This window comes from Mesorhizobium sp. B2-4-14 (assembly GCF_006442155.1).
Classification (GTDB): Bacteria; Pseudomonadota; Alphaproteobacteria; order Rhizobiales; family Rhizobiaceae; genus Mesorhizobium.
Map to the genome: position 1 here is coordinate 49,266 of NZ_VFVA01000003.1, position 18,491 is coordinate 67,756.

Annotated in this window: 13 protein-coding genes; 8 read left to right on the plus strand and 5 right to left on the minus strand. The window is 62.7% G+C overall.

The genetic code is table 11. The features are described from left to right. Positions 1-117 precede the first annotated feature (117 nt). Positions 118-570: a carbon monoxide dehydrogenase subunit G gene (locus FJ938_RS03510; protein WP_140612737.1), complete on the minus strand. Its 453-nt coding sequence runs from the start codon at positions 568-570 to the stop codon at positions 118-120. A 150-nt stretch (positions 571-720) separates the two neighbouring features. Between FJ938_RS03510 and FJ938_RS03515 the strand changes: the two genes are divergently transcribed. From FJ938_RS03515 to FJ938_RS03530, 4 genes are all read left to right on the plus strand, one after another. Next, a complete protein-coding gene (locus tag FJ938_RS03515) occupies positions 721-2,526 on the plus strand; it encodes an IlvD/Edd family dehydratase (protein WP_140691128.1) in 1,806 nt (601 codons plus the stop codon). A gap of 170 nt (positions 2,527-2,696) precedes the next feature. Beyond that, positions 2,697-3,533, plus strand: coding sequence for a chromate resistance protein ChrB domain-containing protein (locus tag FJ938_RS03520; protein WP_140691131.1), 837 nt, complete (start codon positions 2,697-2,699; stop codon positions 3,531-3,533). Then, entirely contained in the window at positions 3,530-4,945 is a 1,416-nt protein-coding gene (gene chrA, locus FJ938_RS03525) for a chromate efflux transporter (RefSeq protein ID WP_140691134.1), read from the plus strand. The genes FJ938_RS03520 and chrA overlap by 4 nt, the downstream gene beginning before the upstream one ends. 102 nt (positions 4,946-5,047) lie before the next feature. Further along, a complete protein-coding gene (locus FJ938_RS03530) occupies positions 5,048-5,446 on the plus strand; it encodes a hypothetical protein (protein WP_140691137.1) in 399 nt (132 codons plus the stop codon). 26 nt (positions 5,447-5,472) lie between these two features. Here the strand turns inward: FJ938_RS03530 and FJ938_RS03535 are convergent, their stop codons facing one another. Further along, positions 5,473-7,059 (minus strand): trimethylamine methyltransferase family protein, encoded by a 1,587-nt coding sequence (locus FJ938_RS03535; RefSeq protein WP_140612742.1) that lies wholly within the window; start codon positions 7,057-7,059, stop codon positions 5,473-5,475. A 179-nt stretch (positions 7,060-7,238) separates the two neighbouring features. Then, on the minus strand, positions 7,239-8,732 hold the full coding sequence (locus FJ938_RS03540; protein WP_140691141.1) for a PLP-dependent aminotransferase family protein: 1,494 nt from the start codon (positions 8,730-8,732) through the stop codon (positions 7,239-7,241). Positions 8,733-9,031: 299 nt separating this feature from the next. Between FJ938_RS03540 and pgi the strand changes: the two genes are divergently transcribed. Together pgi and FJ938_RS03550 are read left to right on the plus strand one after the other, a co-directional pair. After that, the gene (gene pgi / locus FJ938_RS03545) at positions 9,032-10,675 is read left to right on the plus strand and encodes a glucose-6-phosphate isomerase (RefSeq protein WP_140612744.1); all 1,644 of its coding nucleotides are present in this window, start codon (positions 9,032-9,034) and stop codon (positions 10,673-10,675) included. Positions 10,676-10,680: 5 nt separating this feature from the next. Then, positions 10,681-11,403: an HAD family hydrolase gene (locus FJ938_RS03550; RefSeq protein WP_140612745.1), complete on the plus strand. Its 723-nt coding sequence runs from the start codon at positions 10,681-10,683 to the stop codon at positions 11,401-11,403. A gap of 1,236 nt (positions 11,404-12,639) precedes the next feature. Here the strand turns inward: FJ938_RS03550 and FJ938_RS03560 are convergent. Together FJ938_RS03560 and FJ938_RS03565 are read right to left on the minus strand one after the other, a co-directional pair. Continuing rightward, positions 12,640-13,347 carry a methyltransferase gene (locus tag FJ938_RS03560; RefSeq protein ID WP_140691148.1) on the minus strand — a complete coding sequence of 236 codons (708 nt, stop codon included), beginning with the start codon at positions 13,345-13,347 and terminating at the stop codon, positions 12,640-12,642. Next, on the minus strand, positions 13,347-15,365 hold the full coding sequence (locus FJ938_RS03565) for a long-chain fatty acid--CoA ligase (protein ID WP_140691151.1): 2,019 nt from the start codon (positions 15,363-15,365) through the stop codon (positions 13,347-13,349). The genes FJ938_RS03560 and FJ938_RS03565 overlap by 1 nt, the downstream gene beginning before the upstream one ends. Positions 15,366-15,837: 472 nt before the next feature. On the opposite strand from FJ938_RS03565, the gene FJ938_RS03570 reads away from it, so the two are divergent. Next, entirely contained in the window at positions 15,838-17,430 is a 1,593-nt protein-coding gene (locus FJ938_RS03570; RefSeq protein ID WP_140612747.1) for an ABC transporter substrate-binding protein, read from the plus strand. Between the two features lie 50 nt (positions 17,431-17,480). Next, positions 17,481-18,488, plus strand: coding sequence for an ABC transporter permease subunit (locus FJ938_RS03575; protein WP_140612748.1), 1,008 nt, complete (start codon positions 17,481-17,483; stop codon positions 18,486-18,488). Positions 18,489-18,491: the final 3 nt, after the last annotated feature.

An 18,491-nucleotide genomic window follows, 5' to 3' on the forward strand; every position in this document is an offset into this window, starting at 1 on the left:
TCGGCGCGGGCTTCTTTCCCCCCGTCACTATACGGGCAGAAATGCCCGGCAGGGCAATGATGGGCGGCGCCGGCCCTAAGCCGGCCCTAAATAGATAGGGCTTCAAGCGAGTCACAACTAAGGCGCGCCCACTTTCTCCCCAAAGTTGGAAAAGAATTGCCCAGCCAGTTTCTTCGATGTCGACGCGATCAGCCGGCTGCCGAGCTGGGCGATCTTGCCGCCGACATCGGCCTTGGCCGCGTATTTCAGGACGGTGGCGTCCGGCCCATCCTCGGTCAGCGTCACGTCGGCGCCGCCCTTGGCGAAGCCGGCAACGCCGCCCTTGCCTTCGCCCTGGATGGTGTAGGCATGTGGCGGCTTCAGGTTTTTCAGCGTCACTTCGCCGTTGAAGGTCGCCTTGATCGGCCCGATCTTCAACACGACCGTCGCCGTCAACTCGGTGTCCGATTTCTTCTCCAGGCTCTGGCAGCCGGGAATGCTCTCCTTCAGCACCGCCGGATCGTTCAGAGCCTCCCAAACTTTCTGGACGGGTGCGGCAATGCGCTCCTCGCCTTCGATCACCAAAGCCATCAAGACCTCCCGGATTGCTGATGCCAATTGGTCCTATCGCGCGGCCGGATACATGTCTATCGCACCAAAGTCCGGATTCAGATCACGCGTGCCCCTTGCCTGCATCCGCGCGTTGTCATATCGATTTGTCATACAAATACGGAGACCATGATGGCTGGCGCCCCTACACACAAGAAAAAATTTCGCTCGCAGGAGTGGTTCGACAATCCCGATAACCCGGGAATGACGGCGCTCTATCTGGAGCGTTACCTGAATTACGGGCTGACGCGCGCCGAACTAATGTCGGGCAAGCCGCTGATCGGCATCGCCCAGACCGGCTCGGATCTTTCACCTTGCAACCGCCACCATATCGAGCTTGCCAAGCGCGTGCGCGAAGGTATCGTCTCGATGGGCGGCATTCCCTTCGAATTCCCCTGCCATCCGATCCAGGAGACCGGCAAGCGCCCGACCGCGGCGCTTGACCGCAACCTCGCCTATCTCAGCCTCGTCGAGGTGCTCTACGGCTATCCGCTCGACGGCGTCGTGCTGACCATTGGCTGTGACAAGACGACTCCAGCGCTCCTTATGGCGGCGGCCACCGTCAACATCCCGGCCATCGCGCTGTCGGTTGGCCCGATGCTCAATGGCTGGCACAAGGGCAAGCGCACCGGTTCCGGCACCATCGTCTGGGAGTCGCGCCAGCGCCTGTCGGCCGGCGAGATCGATTACGACGAGTTCATGGACATCGTCGCCTCCTCGGCGCCGTCCACCGGCTACTGCAACACCATGGGCACGGCGACCACGATGAATTCGCTGGCCGAAGCGCTCGGCATGCAACTGCCGGGCTCCGCCGCCATCCCGGCGCCCTACCGTGAGCGTGGCCAGATCGCCTATGAGACGGGCAAACGCATCGTCGACATGGTGCACGAGGATTTGAAGCCATCCGACATCATGACGCGCAAGGCCTTGGAGAATGCCATCGTCGTCAACTCGGCGATCGGCGGCTCGACCAACGCGCCGATCCATCTCAACGCCATTGCCCGCCATCTCGGCGTGCCGCTTGACAATGACGACTGGCAGAAGATCGGCCTCAGCGTGCCGCTCATCGTCAACCTGCAGCCGTCGGGCGAATACCTTGGCGAGGACTATCACCATGCCGGCGGCGTGCCGGCGGTGGTGGCAGAACTCATGAAGGCCGGGCGGCTGCCGCATCCCGACGCCATGACCGCCAACGGCAAGACCATCGGCGACAATTGCCAGGGCGCCGTCAACGAGAATCCTGATGTCATCCGCAGCGTCGACAAGCCGCTCAAGGCCAATGCCGGCTTCATCAACTTCAAGGGCAATCTGTTCGATTCCGCGATCATGAAGATGAGCGGCATCTCGCCGGAATTCCGCGAGCGCTATCTGTCCAACCCGAACGATCCGGAAGCCTTCGAGGGCAACGCCATGGTCTTCGACGGGCCGGAGGACTACCACGCCCGCATCGACGATCCGGCGCAAGGCATCGATGAGCACACGATCCTGTTCATGCGCGGCGCCGGCCCGGTCGGCTATCCGGGCGGCGCCGAGGTCGTCAACATGCAGCCGCCAGCCTACCTGATCAAGAAGGGCATCCATTCGCTGGCCTGCATCGGCGACGGCCGCCAGTCGGGCACGTCGGGCTCGCCGTCGATCCTGAACGCCTCTCCCGAAGCCGCGGTCGGCGGTGGGTTGGCGCTGCTGAAGACAGGCGACCGCGTCCGCATCGATCTCAGGAAGGGCACCGCCGACATTCTCGTCACCGATGACGAGATCGCGCGGCGCCGCGCCGAACTGCAGAACAATGGTGGTTATCACTATCCGAAGCACCAGACGCCATGGCAGGAGATCCAGCGCGGCATGGTCGACCAGTTCTCGGGTGGCATGGTGCTGAAGCCGGCCGTGAAATACCAGGACGTCGCGCATACGATGGGCATTCCCCGCGACAATCACTGATTGTTTGCATCCGCGACAGCGGCGGCTTGATCCTGATCACGCCGCCGCTGGCCATCCTTGACAAGCGCGCCCAACAAATCCACCATCGGGGTAAGGGGTGAATCGCGACGACCTCGTGAGGCGTCAGCCCAACGTTCGCGTCCAGGCTTCTCTATCAGGAGGTGGACGCCATGCCGTCAACAACCGCTATCACCGTTCCGCAACTGTCCCGTCTCGTCGGTCTGCCGGGCGCGCCCGAAATCGTCGATGTCCGCACCGATGAAGATTTCGACGCCGATCCGCGCCTGCTGCCGGCTTCGAGCCGGCGCGATTTCAAAACCGTTTCGACCTGGGCGCCCGATTTCGCCGGCAAGCCGGTGGTGGTCGTCTGCCAGAAAGGCCGGAAACTCTCGCAAGGTGTGGCCGCATGGCTGCGGCATGAGAGTATTTCCGCCGAAACCCTCGAAGGCGGCTTCGAAGCCTGGCGCGAAGCGAAGGGGCTTCTGGTCCGCACCGACAAGTTGCCCCCGCGCCACGAAAAGGGCCGCACGGTGTGGGTGACACGGGCTCGCCCGAAGGTCGACCGTATCGCCTGCCCCTGGTTGATCCGGCGTTTCGTCGACCCTCACGCGGTGTTCCTGTTTGTCGAAGCGGCCGAAGTGCGTGATGTGGCCGACCGCTTTCACGCCGTGCCGTTCGACATCGACAATGTGTTCTGGAGCCATCGCGGCGAACGCTGCACTTTCGACACGATGATCGAGGAGTTCGGGCTGGAATCCGAGGCGCTCGATCGCCTTGCCTTGATCGTGCGCGCCGCCGACACCGCGAGACTCGACCTGGTACCCCAGGCTGCCGGCTTTCTGGCCGCTTCGCTTGGCCTGTCGCGCATGTTTCGGGACGATCTGGAACAGCTGGAAGCAGGCATGCCTTTCTACGATGCGTTCTTTCGTTGGTGTCGCGACGCCACCGAGGAGACGCACAACTGGCCCGGTGCAGGCGCGGACAAACAAACGGGGACGAGCCGATGAACAAGGCCGAGAGCATCAAGGCGACGCCGGCGAGACTTTCCGGCACGCCGGCTCATGGCATTCCGTTCAGCGAAGCCGTCCGCGTTTGGGCGCGGGTCGCGGCACTAAGTTTTGGCGGTCCGGCGGGGCAGATCGCAGTGATGCACCGTATCCTCGTCGAGGAGAAACGCTGGATCGGCGAGATGCGGTTCCTGCATGCGCTGAACTACTGCATGCTGCTGCCAGGCCCCGAGGCTCAGCAACTTGCGATCTATATCGGCTGGCTGCTGCACAAGACCAAGGGCGGGCTCATCGCTGGTATCCTGTTCGTGCTGCCTGGCGTCGTTGCCATCATGGCGCTGAGCTGGATCTACGCAATCTTCGGCAATATCGGCGTGGTCCAGGCTCTGTTCTTTGGATTGAAAGCCGCTGTGCTGGCCATCGTACTTGAAGCTGTGGTCCGGGTCGGCAAGCGGGCGCTCAGGAACAACGTCATGGTGGCGCTCGCCGCCGCCGCCTTTATCGCGATCTTCTTCTTCCGCATGCCGTTTCCGCTGATCATATTGACGGCCGCGGTGATTGGCTTCATCGGCGGGCGGTCGGAACTGGCGCCGTTCATGGCCGGCAACGGGCATGGCAAGGTCAGCGGCCAGCAGGTTGCCGATGCCGGCACGGCGCTGGGCGAAGACACACCAGTCCATTCCAGGCCGACCCTTGGCTGGTCGCTCAAAATCGCCGCCGTGTTTCTGGTGCTGTGGTTCACGCCCGTCCTCGGCCTGTTGGCGGCGTTCGGGCCCGGGAACGTCTTTACCGCCATCGCCATCTTCTTCTCGAAGATGGCCGTGGTGACCTTCGGCGGCGCCTATGCGGTGCTCGCCTATGTCGCGCAGCAGGCCGTCACGACCTATGGCTGGCTCAAGCCTGGCGAGATGCTCGATGGCCTCGGCATGGCCGAGACCACGCCTGGCCCTTTGATCATGGTTACGCAGTTCGTCGGTTTCATGGGTGCGTTTCGCGCGCCCGGCACGCTTCATCCGCTCGTTGCCGGAACCCTGGCTGGCCTTTTGACGACGTGGGTCACCTTTACGCCGTGCTTTCTCTGGATCTTTCTCGGCGCCCCCTACATCGAGAAATTGCGAAGCAACAAGGCGTTGTCCGCCTCGCTCGCGACGATCACCGCCGCCGTCGTCGGCGTGATCCTGAACCTGGCGGTGTGGTTTGGGCTCCACGTGCTGTTTCGCGAGCTGCATGAAAGGCAAGGTTTCGGCATGAACGTCGACGTGCCGGTGCTGAGTTCAATCAACATCCCCTCGCTGGTCCTGACGCTGGGGGCATTGCTGGCCGTCTTCCGCTTCAAGGTTGGCATGCTGCCGGTATTGGCTGTCTGCTCGGTGCTTGGAGTGCTCTACGGCTTCGCCAGCGGCGCGATATAGGCGGAGCGATCTCAGCCGCGCCGCAGGCTTGGTCCGTGCCGTGCGCTGACTTTGTATTCCTTTGGCCAACCACCTAAATGGTTGGGAGCGGATTGGACAATCATGGCGCAACGACGCTCTTCCCTCGGCTTCCTCGGAATGTTCGGACGGTCGGGAGACCTGAGGCAGCTCGATGCGGCCTTGCGCGGCGCCGACCTCCACCCCGCCCTCGTGCCGGAGGGTGTGAAACTCACCCTCGTCAATCTGATGAAGGATCGCTGGTCCGACGAACCGCCGCCACAGGCCTACCCAGAAGTGGCGCGGCTGTTCAGCTATTGCATTGCCGGGCCGGAAGCATTCGAGCGCTCCCATGGCCCTCAACTGCGGGACGAGGTAGAGCGCCGGATCGAGGCGGCGGTCGAGGCCGGCGACAGTTTCGATGCCCAGATCGTGCTGATGACGCTGCACGCCAAGCTGATCAACGCCGAGGTAATCGAGCGCTATGGGCTGGGTGCGGATTGATTTGGACTATTGGGCGAGCGGAGGCGCTACCCGCCCATATTGGCGCGCGGCAGCTTGATCATGTCGCCGAAGCGGGCGCGTAGTCTGTCGTCGAGCATCTTCGGCACATGGCGCGGGAAACGCTCGGCAAGGACGCGCTTCTTCTCGATGATCGCCCGCTGCAGGATGTCGGGCCGGCCCTTCTCGTTCCATTCCTTCGGCGAAAACCGGTCGCCGACGGCCGGATAGAAATATTCGGTCTGCATCAGCCGCAGCGTCTGTTCGTTGCCGAGATAGTGGCCTGGACCCCTGAGGCAGACATCAGCGATGGTGTCGATCGACAGCGCCTCGTCGGTCACCTCGATGCCGCGCACGCAGCGCAGGCAATGGCCGAGCATGTCATTGTCGATGATCAGGCTTTCCAGGCAGAAGCCGAGCAGCGAGGCGTGCATGCCGGCCGATTCATAGACGAGGTTGAGCCCGGCAAGGCCGGCCATCACATCGGTGATGCCCTTTTCATAGCCGGACTGGATATCGGGCAGTTTCGAATCCGTCATGCCGGCCGCCGAACCGCCCGGCAGGTCATAGAACTGCGCCATCTGCGCGCAAGCAGCAGTCAAGACCGCCTGTTCGGCAGAGCCGCCCGACATGGCGCCTGTCCTCAGATCCGATACGAACGGCCAGGTGCCGAAGATCGCCGGATGCCCCGGCTTGATGGCGTTGACATAGACAAGGCCTGCCAGCACTTCGGCCACCGCCTGCACCACGGCGCCCGCGATCGCCGCCGGCGCGGTGGCGCCTGCCTGTCCGGCCGACAGCAGCAGGATCGGGATGCCGCCCTCGACACAGGCTTCGAGCACGCCGCAGGCGTCCTCGGCGAACTTCATCGGCGGCACGACGAAGCAGTTGGAGTTCGACACGAACGGCCTGGCGCGGAAATTCTCCTCGCCGCCGGCGATGGCATAAAGCATTTCCAGTGCCGGCTGGACGTTCTCGCGCACGGTGAACGAGGTGCCGACATGCTTGGATGTGCCCATCACGCAGGCATAGAGCGTGTTGAAATCCATCTCGAGCGGATCGGGAATGTCGCGCGGCACCATCGGCCGCTGGAAGAAATGGATGTTGTCGAGCCCCTCGACGATGCGGGCTGCGTCATAGATGTCCTGCAGCAGCGACTCGCGATATTCGCGCTTCTCGACATCGACCAGATGGACGGCGGCACCCGCCGTGCCGTAGTGCACGCGCTTGCCCTGGATCACCATGTCGTGTTTTGGGTCCTGGCCGTGCAAGGTGAAATTCCGTGCCGCCTTCTTGATCGTATCGAGCACCAGCGCGCGGGGGAAACGGATGCGGCCATCGTCGCCATAGGTGGCGCCTGCCGTGGTCAGCGCCTCGATGCAGGAGGGAATGGCATTGGCGAAGCCGACCGTCTCCAGCAGCGTCAGCACAGCCTCGTGGATACGCTCGCGGTCATTGCCGCGCAGGGGGCCGTAGCTGCCGCCCTCGAGGCCGGCGCGCACCGGCCTGATGTCGTCGGCCAAGGGCGCCGCCCGCATGGCGCGGCGCGCTTCGCGTCCGCCGGAACGGCGCGACCGTTGATCCGCCGCGTCCTGCTTTTCAAGAACCACTGACATGGAGCACTCCACCTTTCCTGGAAGCAGGGCAGCGGTTGGTCCACCATCGGCTGCTTCTTCCCCTTTGTGCCACGACTATGCCGCCGGCATTGGCACAGCCTATGAGCCAGCCAATCCGGTTGAGTATGCCAGGGCTAAAGGGAGCCGAAGCCGCCGCTAGCGGTTCCCGTAGGAGGGGATCAGGCGGCGGCGGGCCTGCGTCCGGCGGCCGTGGCGAGTTCACGGATGCCGGGCTCGATGTGCTGCAGTGCGATTGAGGAGATGCCCAACCGCATGAAGCGCGAAGGCTTTTCGGTGCGGTCGAAGAAGCGGTCGCCCGGCTCGATGATGACGCTGCGCGAGGCGGCGGCCTCGGCCAGGCCGCGGGAATCGGTACCCCGCGGCCCCTCCAGCCAAAGCGACGTGCCGCCGGCCGAGTCGGTCGAACGCCATTCCGGCAGGAAAGCGGAAATCGCATGGACCAGACGCTTGCGCCGTTCGTCGAAGGCGGAGGACAGCCGCCGCACCAGCGCTTCGTGATGGCCGAGCGACAGGAACAGTGCCACGGCGCGCTGGTTGTTGGCCGGCGGATGGCGCAGCATGAAGCGGCGCAACGCCCTGAGTTCCGCGATCAGTCCAGCCGAGGCCACGATGTAGCCAAGCCGCAGGCCCGGAGCCAGTGTCTTCGACATCGAGCCGACATAGACGACGCGGCCGGAACGATCGAGGCTCTTCAGCGCCTGCTGCGGCGCCTCATCGAGAAGCTGGCTGTCATAGCCGTCCTCGATGATGATCTGGTTGTGCCGGTTGGCGCGCGCCAGAAGGTCCTGCCGGCGCTCCGCCGACAACGGCACCATGGTCGGGCAGTGATGGCTGGGCGTGACGAACACGAACCCGGAATCATTGGGAATAGAAGAGGTTACGATACCGGACTGGTCGACCGGCACCGGCTGGATATCGGCCCCGGCAAGCCTGAAGATCGAGCGCGCGTCGGGGTAGCCAGGATCTTCCATCGCCACTTTCGATCCCTTGGTCATCAAAAGCGACGCCAGCATGTAGAGCGCGTTCTGGGCGCCGAGCGTGACGATGATCTCGTCGGGATTGGCGAAGATGCCGCGCCTGGGCAGCAGCCGCGCCTGGATCTGCTCGATCAGCAGCGGATCGTCGCGATCGACCATGTCGGACGCCCAGTTGCGGATCTCGAGCACGGCCAGCGCCATGCGGTTGCATTCGCGCCATTCGGCGGTCGGGAACAGCGCCGGGTCGAACTGGCCGTAGACGAAGGGGTAGGACGACTTGATCCAGTTCTCGTGCTTGGCCGGCGGCGGCATGTCGCTGGCCGCGATTTGCCGGCGTGCCTTCCAGTCGATCTCGTTGGCCTGGTCGGGCGCCTTCTGGTGCGGCTTGGCGGGGGTCGCCAGCACGTCGGGATTGACGAAATGGCCGCGCCGCTCGCGCGCCACCAGGAAACCCTGGTCGACGAGCTGCTGGAAGGCCAGCACCACGGTTCCGCGCGCCACGCCGAGTTTCTCGGCCAGGATCCGGCAGGAAGGAAGCGGCATCGAAGCGGCGATCTGACGGTCGAGAATGGCGGCCACGATGGCTTGGCGGATCTGCGCCTGCAGGGTCTGGCCGGATTCAGCCGAAATCCGGAACAAGCCGGACCATATCGCCGTGTCGTTTCTCTGTGGCATGGGAGATGTTCCTCGATGGCCAGCTTTTTTCACTTGGCTGGACCAGTCGAATGTAACGGTGGCACAAGGGGTTGCGCCAATCAATTTTTCTGATCTTTGGGATTTATGCCAGTGATCCTTCGGCCGAAGGAGGTGCTGTCACGTGGCTGGTGACACATTATGTCCTCACCGCGTGACAGAAAGTGTCGTCGCCGCGTATTGACCGGATTGAATTCGGCTCAATAGTTTTGCCGCGACGACACGCGCCGGAAACATCCGGTCTGATATGGTGCGTCGAAAAACGCCAGGAGCCTCCGCCAGTGGATCAGTCAGCCTTCCAGAAACAGCTCGCCGCCTTGCGCGATCATCGCGCCGCGGCGCCTTCCTCGATGCGCCAGGCCTTCGCCTCCGATCCCCAGCGATTCGCGACATTTTCCGCCACCGACGGCGACCTGCTGCTCGACTGGTCGAAATGCGCCGTCGACGCCACCACCATGGATCTGCTGGAAAAACTCGCCGGCGCCGCCGATCTCGAAGGCCGCCGCGCAGCCATGTTCGCCGGCAAGAAGATCAACATCACCGAGGACCGCGCCGTGCTGCATACGGCGCTACGCAACCTCAGCGGCAAGGGCGTTACGGTGGATGGCCAGGACGTCAAGGCGGATGTTATTTCCGTGCTCGATGCGATGGGAGCCTTCGCCGATGCCGTCCGCTCCGGCAAGGCGACCGGCGCCACCGGCAAGAAGATCACCGACATCGTCAACATCGGCATCGGCGGCTCCGACCTCGGCCCGGCCATGGCGACGCTGGCGCTCGCCCCCTATCATGACGGTCCGCGCGCGCATTATGTCTCCAACATCGACGGCGCCCACATTCATGACACGCTGAAGGGTCTGTCAGCCGAAACCACGCTGTTCATCATCGCCTCCAAGACCTTCACCACCGTCGAGACGATGACCAATGCGCAGACGGCGCGCGACTGGGTGCAGAAGGCACTTGGCAAGGAAGCGGTCGGCAAGCATTTCGCCGCCGTTTCGACGGCGCTCGACCTGGTGGCCAAGTTCGGTATCGAATCGGATCGCGTCTTCGGCTTCTGGGATTGGGTCGGCGGCCGCTATTCGGTCTGGGGCGCCATCGGCCTGCCGGTCATGATCGCCATCGGTCCGACAAATTTTCGCGCCTTCCTCGACGGCGCGCACGAGATGGACGAGCACTTCCGCACCGCGCCGCTGGCCAGCAACCTGCCGGCGCTTCTGGGGCTGGTCGGCTGGTGGCATCGCGTGATCTGCGGCTATCCGGCCCGCGCGGTCATCCCCTACGACCAGCGCCTGTCCAGGCTGCCAGCCTATCTGCAGCAACTCGATATGGAATCGAACGGCAAGGGCGTCACCCTTGACGGCACTCCAGTGCCGACGCCGACCGGGCCGCTGGTCTGGGGCGAGCCCGGCACCAATGGCCAGCACGCTTTCTTCCAACTCCTGCATCAGGGCACCGACTTCATCCCGGTCGAGTTCCTCGCCGCGGCCGTCGGTCACGAGCCTGACCTCAAGCATCAGCATGACCTGCTGCTCGCCAATTGCTTGGCGCAGTCGGAGGCTCTGATGAAGGGCCGCACCCTGGAGGAGGCGCGCGCGCAGATGCTGGCCAAGGGCATGAAACCGGCCGATGTCGACAGAATAGCGCCGCATCGCGTCTTCTCCGGCAACCGGCCTTCGGTGACCATTCTCTATCGCAAGCTCGACCCGCGCACTTTCGGCCGGCTGATCGCGCTCTACGAGCACCGGGTCTTCGTCGAGGGCACGCTCTTCAACATCAACTCCTTCGACCAGTGGGGCGTCGAACTCGGCAAGGAACTGGCCACCGGCCTGCTGCCTGTCGTGGAAGGCAAGGAAAGCGCCGCGAATCGGGACGCCTCGACCAGGGGCCTTGTGGAACGCATCCACCAATTGCGTGGTTCGGAGTGACTGACTTGGCAGACATCAAGGGGATATTGTTCGACAAGGACGGGACACTTGTCGACTTCAATGCGACCTGGCTCGGCGTCGCCGATTTCATGGCCATGGATGCATCCGACGGCGATCGCTGGAAGGCCGACAGGCTGCTCGCGGCGGCCGGCTTCGATTTCACCAACCGGCGCTTCAAGCCCGACTCGATCTTTGCCTCCGGCACCAATCTCGACGTCGTCGAACTCTGGTTTCCGCGCCTGTCCAACGAGGACCAGATGCTGGCCGTTGCCCGTTTCAACGAGATCACATCGGTACAGGGTTCGGCGATGGCCGTGGCGCTGCCGGGCATCGTCGAGACGCTCGGCGTTCTGCACGGGAGGTCCTACAGGCTTGGGGTCGCCACCAATGATTCGACCAGCGGCGCGGAAAAGACTCTGGTCACGCTCGGTGTCGCCCAGCTTTTCGACGCCGCCTATGGCTATGACGCTGTGGCCAGTCCCAAGCCCGCGCCCGACACCATCCAGGCTTTTTGCGACCTCACCGGCCTGAAGCCGGCGGAAATCGCCATGGTCGGCGACAACAGGCACGATCTCGAAATGGCACGCGCCGGTGCCTGTGGTCTGGCGGTCGGCGTGCTCTCCGGCACCGGCACACGCGAGTCGCTCGCCGAGATTGCCGACATCATCCTGGATTCGGTTGCCGATCTGCCGGACTTCCTTTCGGCGCGGGTCAGGGAGACTGTTTGATCGGTAGGCGGGGCAAAGCGCAATCAATCTGGGATTTGTCACCAATGGCCGAACGGGTATAAGTATCGCGGCCAGTTTGGTCAATAGATCGAGGCGGATTATTTCGACGGTCTGGTCTGGAAGAACACCTTCGACCGTCAACCGGATATCGTGCCAGCCCTCGACATAGCGCACTGCGACGCCCTCGACACACAGACGATGGACGCCATGCTGGTCCGCGATTTCAGGGATATTCAAGTGTGGAAGCTCGGGCGCGTACAATGTTTCAACCAGGTCTATCCGAGGGTTAGGGCCAAGTTCGCTAAGGCGCTCGGCTAGAAAGCTGCTTCTGTTTTCGCTTTTCCCCCATTTTTGATCCGAAAGAAGGCGGCGAAGCCAATGGAGATGGTTAGGCAAGCCATCAGCCCGAACGAATGAAAATCGCGGCCAGCGCCGCTTGGTGAGGCGTTCCCAGCGGCCCGCAGTGATATCCAGGCGCCAGTCGTCGATGTTCTCGATCACAGCAGGCCACCTTGGCCCGATGAGGAGGCCGCCGCGAACCAGGATCGCACCACCATTTTCAACAAGCTGTGAAGAGTGCTTGTGTATCCATGGCGGAGCCTCGCCCGTGGTTTCGAGGCGGCTGATGCCATAGCTTGTTGTGTCCAACACGAGCACTTGCGCCTTGTCAGCCCGAATATACGGATAGGACAGGTTGCCGATTACAATTATTCGGGCGTCGATGAGATTTGCCGTGTGAAAATCGGTGCGCGGAAAGATCTTATCCGAATAGCCGAAAATCTCGATGCGTCCGTCGGCATCACTCACGATCACATCATTGTAAATGTAGAAATCTGGGTCGTAAGAATCTTCATATTCGCCGCCGATCCTGACAAGGCGGCCGTCTGGCAGCCGTGTTTCGGTGCGTCCGTACCGGCTGAAGCTCCAGCATGGCCCTACATCTTCTGAGCGTGGGCCGAGGAACGCTTTGTTCAGACCGTAACCGGTTAGACGGTGCTCAACGGCCCGTACCCAGACAGGGTTGGTCATAAGCTCCGGATTGCCGGAACCTCGACTGGGCGAGCGAAACTTCGAAAACAGATTGCGGTCGATCGGGGGTGTTTTTATCAAGCTCAAACGGGGCTAGCAAGGCTTCAACATCGAGCCGATACCCCATGATTGGACTATAGCTTGTATAGAATCGTCTGCAAGGGGGTGGAACTTATTCACTCGGGCGATTGTATTCGAGTTGGGGTTTCAGCGACATTCCGCCTCGAACGAAAACACCCCACTCGGCTTGGCGGCAGTGGCCCTCGCGTCACCGAAATCCGGCACTTGATATTCGGCGAGCAATCGCAGCCGGTGCCGCGGCAGGTCGATGCGGCGGGGGTCGCCGACCAGCACATTGATGCCGGCTTCCAGACAGCGGTCGAGAAAAGGCGTCACCCGCAGGGCGACCTCACGGCCGTAAAACACGTCGCCTGCGAGCACGAGGTCGACGGTCGGTGGCGGACCCCTGGTGATATCGTTGTCGACGATGGTGATCTCGACACCGTTCGCCGCGGCATTGAGGCCGATCGCGGCAACGCCGTTGCGGTCGATCTCGGTGGCGATCACCGCGCTGGCACCGGCCTTCGCGGCGGCGATGCCGACAAGGCCCGAGCCGGCACCGAGGTCGAGCACACGGTGTCCGGCCACGCTCTGCGGATGATTGAGTATATGGCGCGCCAGCACCGTGCCGCCGGCCCAGGCATAGGCCCAATAGGGCGCCTGTGATTCCGGCGCGTCCTCATCCAGATCGTCGTGCGGCCCTACGAGCCGCCTAAGCCCGCTGCCTGGATGGGGCGTGTAAAGCCGGATTTCGGGAAGAGCGCGGACAGGGGCGAGGCGCAAATTGGCCTTGATGAACTCTGCCGGATCGAGGGTTGAGGCCGGCGTTGTCTCTTCGGAGGGTTCGTTCCCCACTAGCCGCGCAGCGCCCGTCGCAGGATCTTGCCGACCGGCGTCTTCGGCAATTCGGTCCTGAACTCGATATATTTGGGCCGCTTGTAGCCGGTCAGGTTCTCGCGGCAATAAGCGGTGATGGCTTCGACGGTCAGGGCAGGATCCTTCTTGACGATGAACAGCTTCGGCACTTCGCCGGAATGCTCGTCCGGCACGCCGATCGCCGCCACCTCGAGCACGCCTGGATGCAGCGCAACGACCTCCTCGAGTTCCGTCGGATAGACGTTGAAGCCGGAGACGAGGATCATATCCTTCTTGCGGTCGACGATCTTGGTATAGCCGCGCTCATCCATGAAGCCCATGTCGCCCGACTTGAAGAAACCGTCCTTGGTCATCACTCTGGCGGTCTCGTCCGGCCGGTTCCAGTAGCCGGCCATCACTTGCGGTCCCCGTATGCAGATTTCGCCGACCTCGACCAGCGGCACGTTGTTGCCGTCATCGTCGCGGATGGCGATCTCGGTCGAGGGCAGCGGCAGGCCGATGGTGCCGGTGAAGTCGCCGGAACTGAACTTGTTGGCCGTGGCCACGGGGGAGGTCTCCGAGAGACCATAGCCTTCGCTGACCGGACAGCCGGTCAGCGCCTTCCAGCGTTCGGCGACGCCCTTCTGGACCGCCATGCCGCCGCCCAGCGTCAGGATCAGCGGCTTGAAGTCGAGCTTGCGGAAATCCTCATTGTTGAGCAGCGCGTTGAACAGCGTGTTGAGGCCGGGAAAGATATGCACCGGATATTTCCGGAGTTCCTTGACGAAACCCGGTATGTCGCGCGGGTTGGGAATGAGGATGTTCTGGGCGCCTTGCTGCATGCCCATCAGCGCGTTCACCGTCAGCGCGAAGATATGGTAGAGCGGCAGGGCGCAGACGAAGTTGAGATGCGCGGGCTTCGGCTTGATCGTGTAGGCGTCCTCCACCCACAGCGAATTCTGCGCGACATTAGCCAGCACATTGCTGTGCAGCAGGATCGCGCCTTTCGAGATTCCCGTGGTGCCGCCGGTATATTGCAGGAAGGCAATATCATTGGCGGCCACCGTGGCCGGTTTGAAATTCATGCCGCTGCCAGCCTTGAGGGCGGCGTTGAACTTGACATGGCCAGGCAGCGACCAGGCCGGCACCATTTTCTTGACGCGGCGTACGACCAGATTGACGATCGTGCCTTTCAGCCCGCCGAGCATGTCGCCCATGGCGGCGACGACGACGTGCTTGACCGCCGTCCGCGCGACCACGGCCTGCAAGGTGCCGGCGAAGTTTTCGAGGATGACCATGGCCTGCGCCCCGGAATCCTTGAGCTGATGTTCCAGTTCACGCGGCGTGTAGAGCGGATTGATGTTCACCACCGTGTAACCGGCGCGGGCCACGGCCATCATCGCCACCGGATACTGCAGCACGTTCGGCATCATCAGCGCGACGCGCGCGCCCTTCTGCAGTCCCGTCGACTGCAGATAGGCGCCGAAAGCCGCCGAAAGCCGCTCGAGTTCCGCATAGGTGATGGACTTGCCCATGCAGGTGAAAGCCGGCTGGCCGGCAAACTGCTTGCAGGCGGCGACAAGGAAGTCGCCGATGGAGCTGTAGGGAAGGGGGCCGATCTCGGCCGGCATGTTCTTCGGATAGCTTTTCAGCCACGGTTTGTCCGGCAGGCCGGCGGCGAGCTCGGTGAGTGCCTTTGGCAGCCGCTGGCCGGCTGCCGGCGCCGGGATCGATGCCTCTGCCGGCGGTGCAGCCTTCGACGATCCGGACTTGTTCGCCGCGGTCTTTGCGAGAGAAGCCTTTGTCGAAGAGGTCTTCGCCGGAGCGGGTTTCACCGCCGGTTTGGTGGCGCGCTTGGCCGTCGCCGCCGTTTTCGCCGCTGGTGCCTTCCTGGCAGGCTTTGCTACCGTCTCGGCGGGCGCGGCTTTGGCGGCGGCTTTACCTTGCCCCTCGGCGCCGGTTGGTTTCGCGGCTGCCTTGGCCGACGCTTTCACCGGCGCCTTCGATGCTTTTGCCACCCGTTCCTCCTCGACAGTTCTTGTTCGCCCGTCTCTTGCCAGCTGCGCCGCGCTGGCCTCCGAATTGACAGAGACATCCTCCGCTGCCGCCAGCATATCCATCTATGTATTGCCTCTATCGGCGGCGGTGCAAGTCTTGCCCTTGCGGCAGGGCGCCCGAAAGATTTGCCGCCGAAAATCTTTCCCGCGGGCGACACTCGGACCCGCTACCTTTCCACATCCGGGTCGGGCGAAGGCGCACACGGCGCCGATATCACGGGAGACCGCCGATCAATAAAAAAATGCGGTCGTTAATAATATCGTGAATGGAAAGAACTGCTAATTTTTTCTGCCGTTTAGCGAAATCGCGGATTTTTTTCCTGCTTCCCGCCGGGTAAGCAAGCGGGGTGTTCCAAAGCCGGAAAAACGGTGCTTATATGCGCGCTTCGCGAGCCTGATAGAGGGGCTTGGAAGAACATCTAGGGAGTGCTCAATGAAGAAGAAATTGACTTTTGCAGCCGCGTTGCTGGCTGCAAGCGTCCTGGGGGGCGTGGCCAACGCGAAAACCTTGGTCTATTGCGCTGAAGCTTCGCCGGAAGGTTTTGACCCGGCGCCGTACACCGCTGGACAGACGTTCGATGCGTCCTCGCGTACCGTTTTCAACCGTCTCGTCGAATTCGATCATGGCAAGACCACGATCTCGCCCGGCCTGGCCGAGAGCTGGACGATCTCCGACGACGGCAAGGAATACACCTTCAAGCTGCGCAAGGGCGTCAAGTTCGCCCCCACCGACTATTTCACGCCGACGCGCGACCTGAACGCCGACGATGTGGTGTTCTCCTTCCAGCGTCAGGTCGACAAGAACGGTCCCTGGTTCCAGTACATTCCGGGCATCGCCTACCAGTACTACAATGACCAGTTCGGCGATAACATCTCCAAGGTGGAGAAGGTCGACGACCTGACGGTGAAGTTCAGCCTGAAGGAGCCGGCGATCACCTTCATCCCAACGCTGGGCATGGATTTCGCCTCCATCGTCTCGAAGGAATATGCCGACAAGCTGCAGGCGGACAAGACGCCTGAATTGTTCAACCAGAAGCCCGTCGGCACCGGTCCGTTCATCTTCGTCGACTATCAGACCGATGCGGCCATCCGCTACAAGGCCAATCCGGATTACTGGGGCGGCAAGCAGAAGATCGACGATCTGGTCTTCGCCATCACCACCGATCCGGCGGTGCGCGCGCAGAAGCTCAAGGCCGGCGAATGCAACATCATGTCCTACCCGGCACCGGCGGACATCAAAGGTCTGCAGGCTGATCCGAACCTGACGGTCGCGGAGCAGGAAGGCCTCAACGTTGGCGCGTTGATGTACAACACCCAGCAGAAGCCGTTCGATGATGTGCGCGTCCGCAAGGCGCTCAACATGGCCATCAACAAGAAGGCCATTATCGACGCCGTGTTCCAGGGCGCCGGCCAGGTGGCTATCAACCCGATTCCGCCGACCATGTGGTCCTACAACAAGGAAGTGAAGGACGATCCGTACGATCCGGATGCGGCCAAGAAGCTGCTCGCGGAAGCCGGCGTCAAGGACCTCAAGATGAACGTCTGGGCGATGCCCGTGTCGCGCCCATATATGCCGAACGCGCGCCGCACCGCCGAGCTGATCCAGGCCGACTTCGCCAAGGTCGGCGTCACCGTCAACATCGTCAGCTATGACTGGGGCGAATACCTCAAGCGCGCTTCCGCCGTCGATCACGACGGCGCCGTCATCGTTGGCTGGACCGGCGACAATGGCGATCCGGACAACTTCCTCGGCGTGCTCCTGAGCTGCGCTTCCGTCGGTTCGAACAACCGCGCGGAATGGTGCAACAAGGACTTCGACGCGCTCATCAACAAGGCCAAGACGGTTTCCGACCAGGCCGAGCGCACCAAGCTCTACGAAAAGGCACAAGTCATCTTCAAGGAGCAGGCACCTTGGGCGACGCTCGCCCACTCGAAGGTGTTCATGCCGATGCAGAAGACCGTCACCGGCTTTGCGATGGATCCGCTCGGCATCCATCGCTTTGACGGCGTCGATATCGCCGAATAAGGTTCGCGAAACGGGGCGGCGCCACAGGGTGCCGCCCCACCTCGCCCGCCATGCTGCGTTATATCCTCGGCAAGCTCGCCCTCATCATCCCGACCTTCATCGGGATAACCATCCTCGCCTTCGGCTTCGTGCGCATCCTGCCCGGTGATCCGGTGCTGGTGCTTGCGGGCGAACGTGGCCTGTCGCCCGAACGTCACACGGCGCTGATGCACCAGTTCGGTTTCGACCAGCCGATCTGGCAACAATATCTGACCTATCTGACCAACATCCTCGGCGGTGATTTCGGCACTTCGTTCTCCACCAAGACGCCGGTGCTCAAGGATTTCCTGGTGCGGTTTCCGGCAACGGTCGAACTCGCCATCTTCGCGATGATCTTTGCCGTCGTCTTCGGTGTCGCCTTCGGCATCTTCGCCGCGATCCGCCGTGGCTCCTGGTTCGACCAGCTGACCATGGGCACGGCCCTTGCGGGCTACTCCATGCCGATCTTCTGGTGGGGGTTGCTGCTGATCATCGTCTTCTCCGGCATGCTGCACTGGACGCCGGTCTCCGGCCGCATCGACCTTCTCTACTTCTTCAAGCCGGTGACCGGCTTCATGACCATCGATTCTCTGATTTCCGGACAGAAGGGCGCCTTCCGCTCGGCGCTGTCGCACCTCGTCCTGCCGACCATCGTGCTCGGCACCATACCGCTCGCCGTCATCGCCCGGCAGACGCGCTCGGCGATGCTCGAAGTGCTGGGTGAAGACTATGTGCGCACGGCGCGCGCCAAGGGCCTGGCGCCACGCCGCGTCATCGGCCTGCATGCCTTCCGCAACGCGCTGATCCCGGTCGTCACCACCATCGGCCTCCAAGTCGGCACGCTGCTCACCGGTGCCATCCTGACCGAGAGCATCTTCTCCTGGCCCGGCATCGGCAAATGGATGATCGACGCCATTTCCAAGCGCGACTATTTCACCGTGCAGGGCGGGTTGCTTTTGATCGCGCTGATCGTCATGTCGGTGAATCTCATCGTCGACGTGCTCTACGCCGTCATCAACCCGCGCATACGGGCGAATTGACAT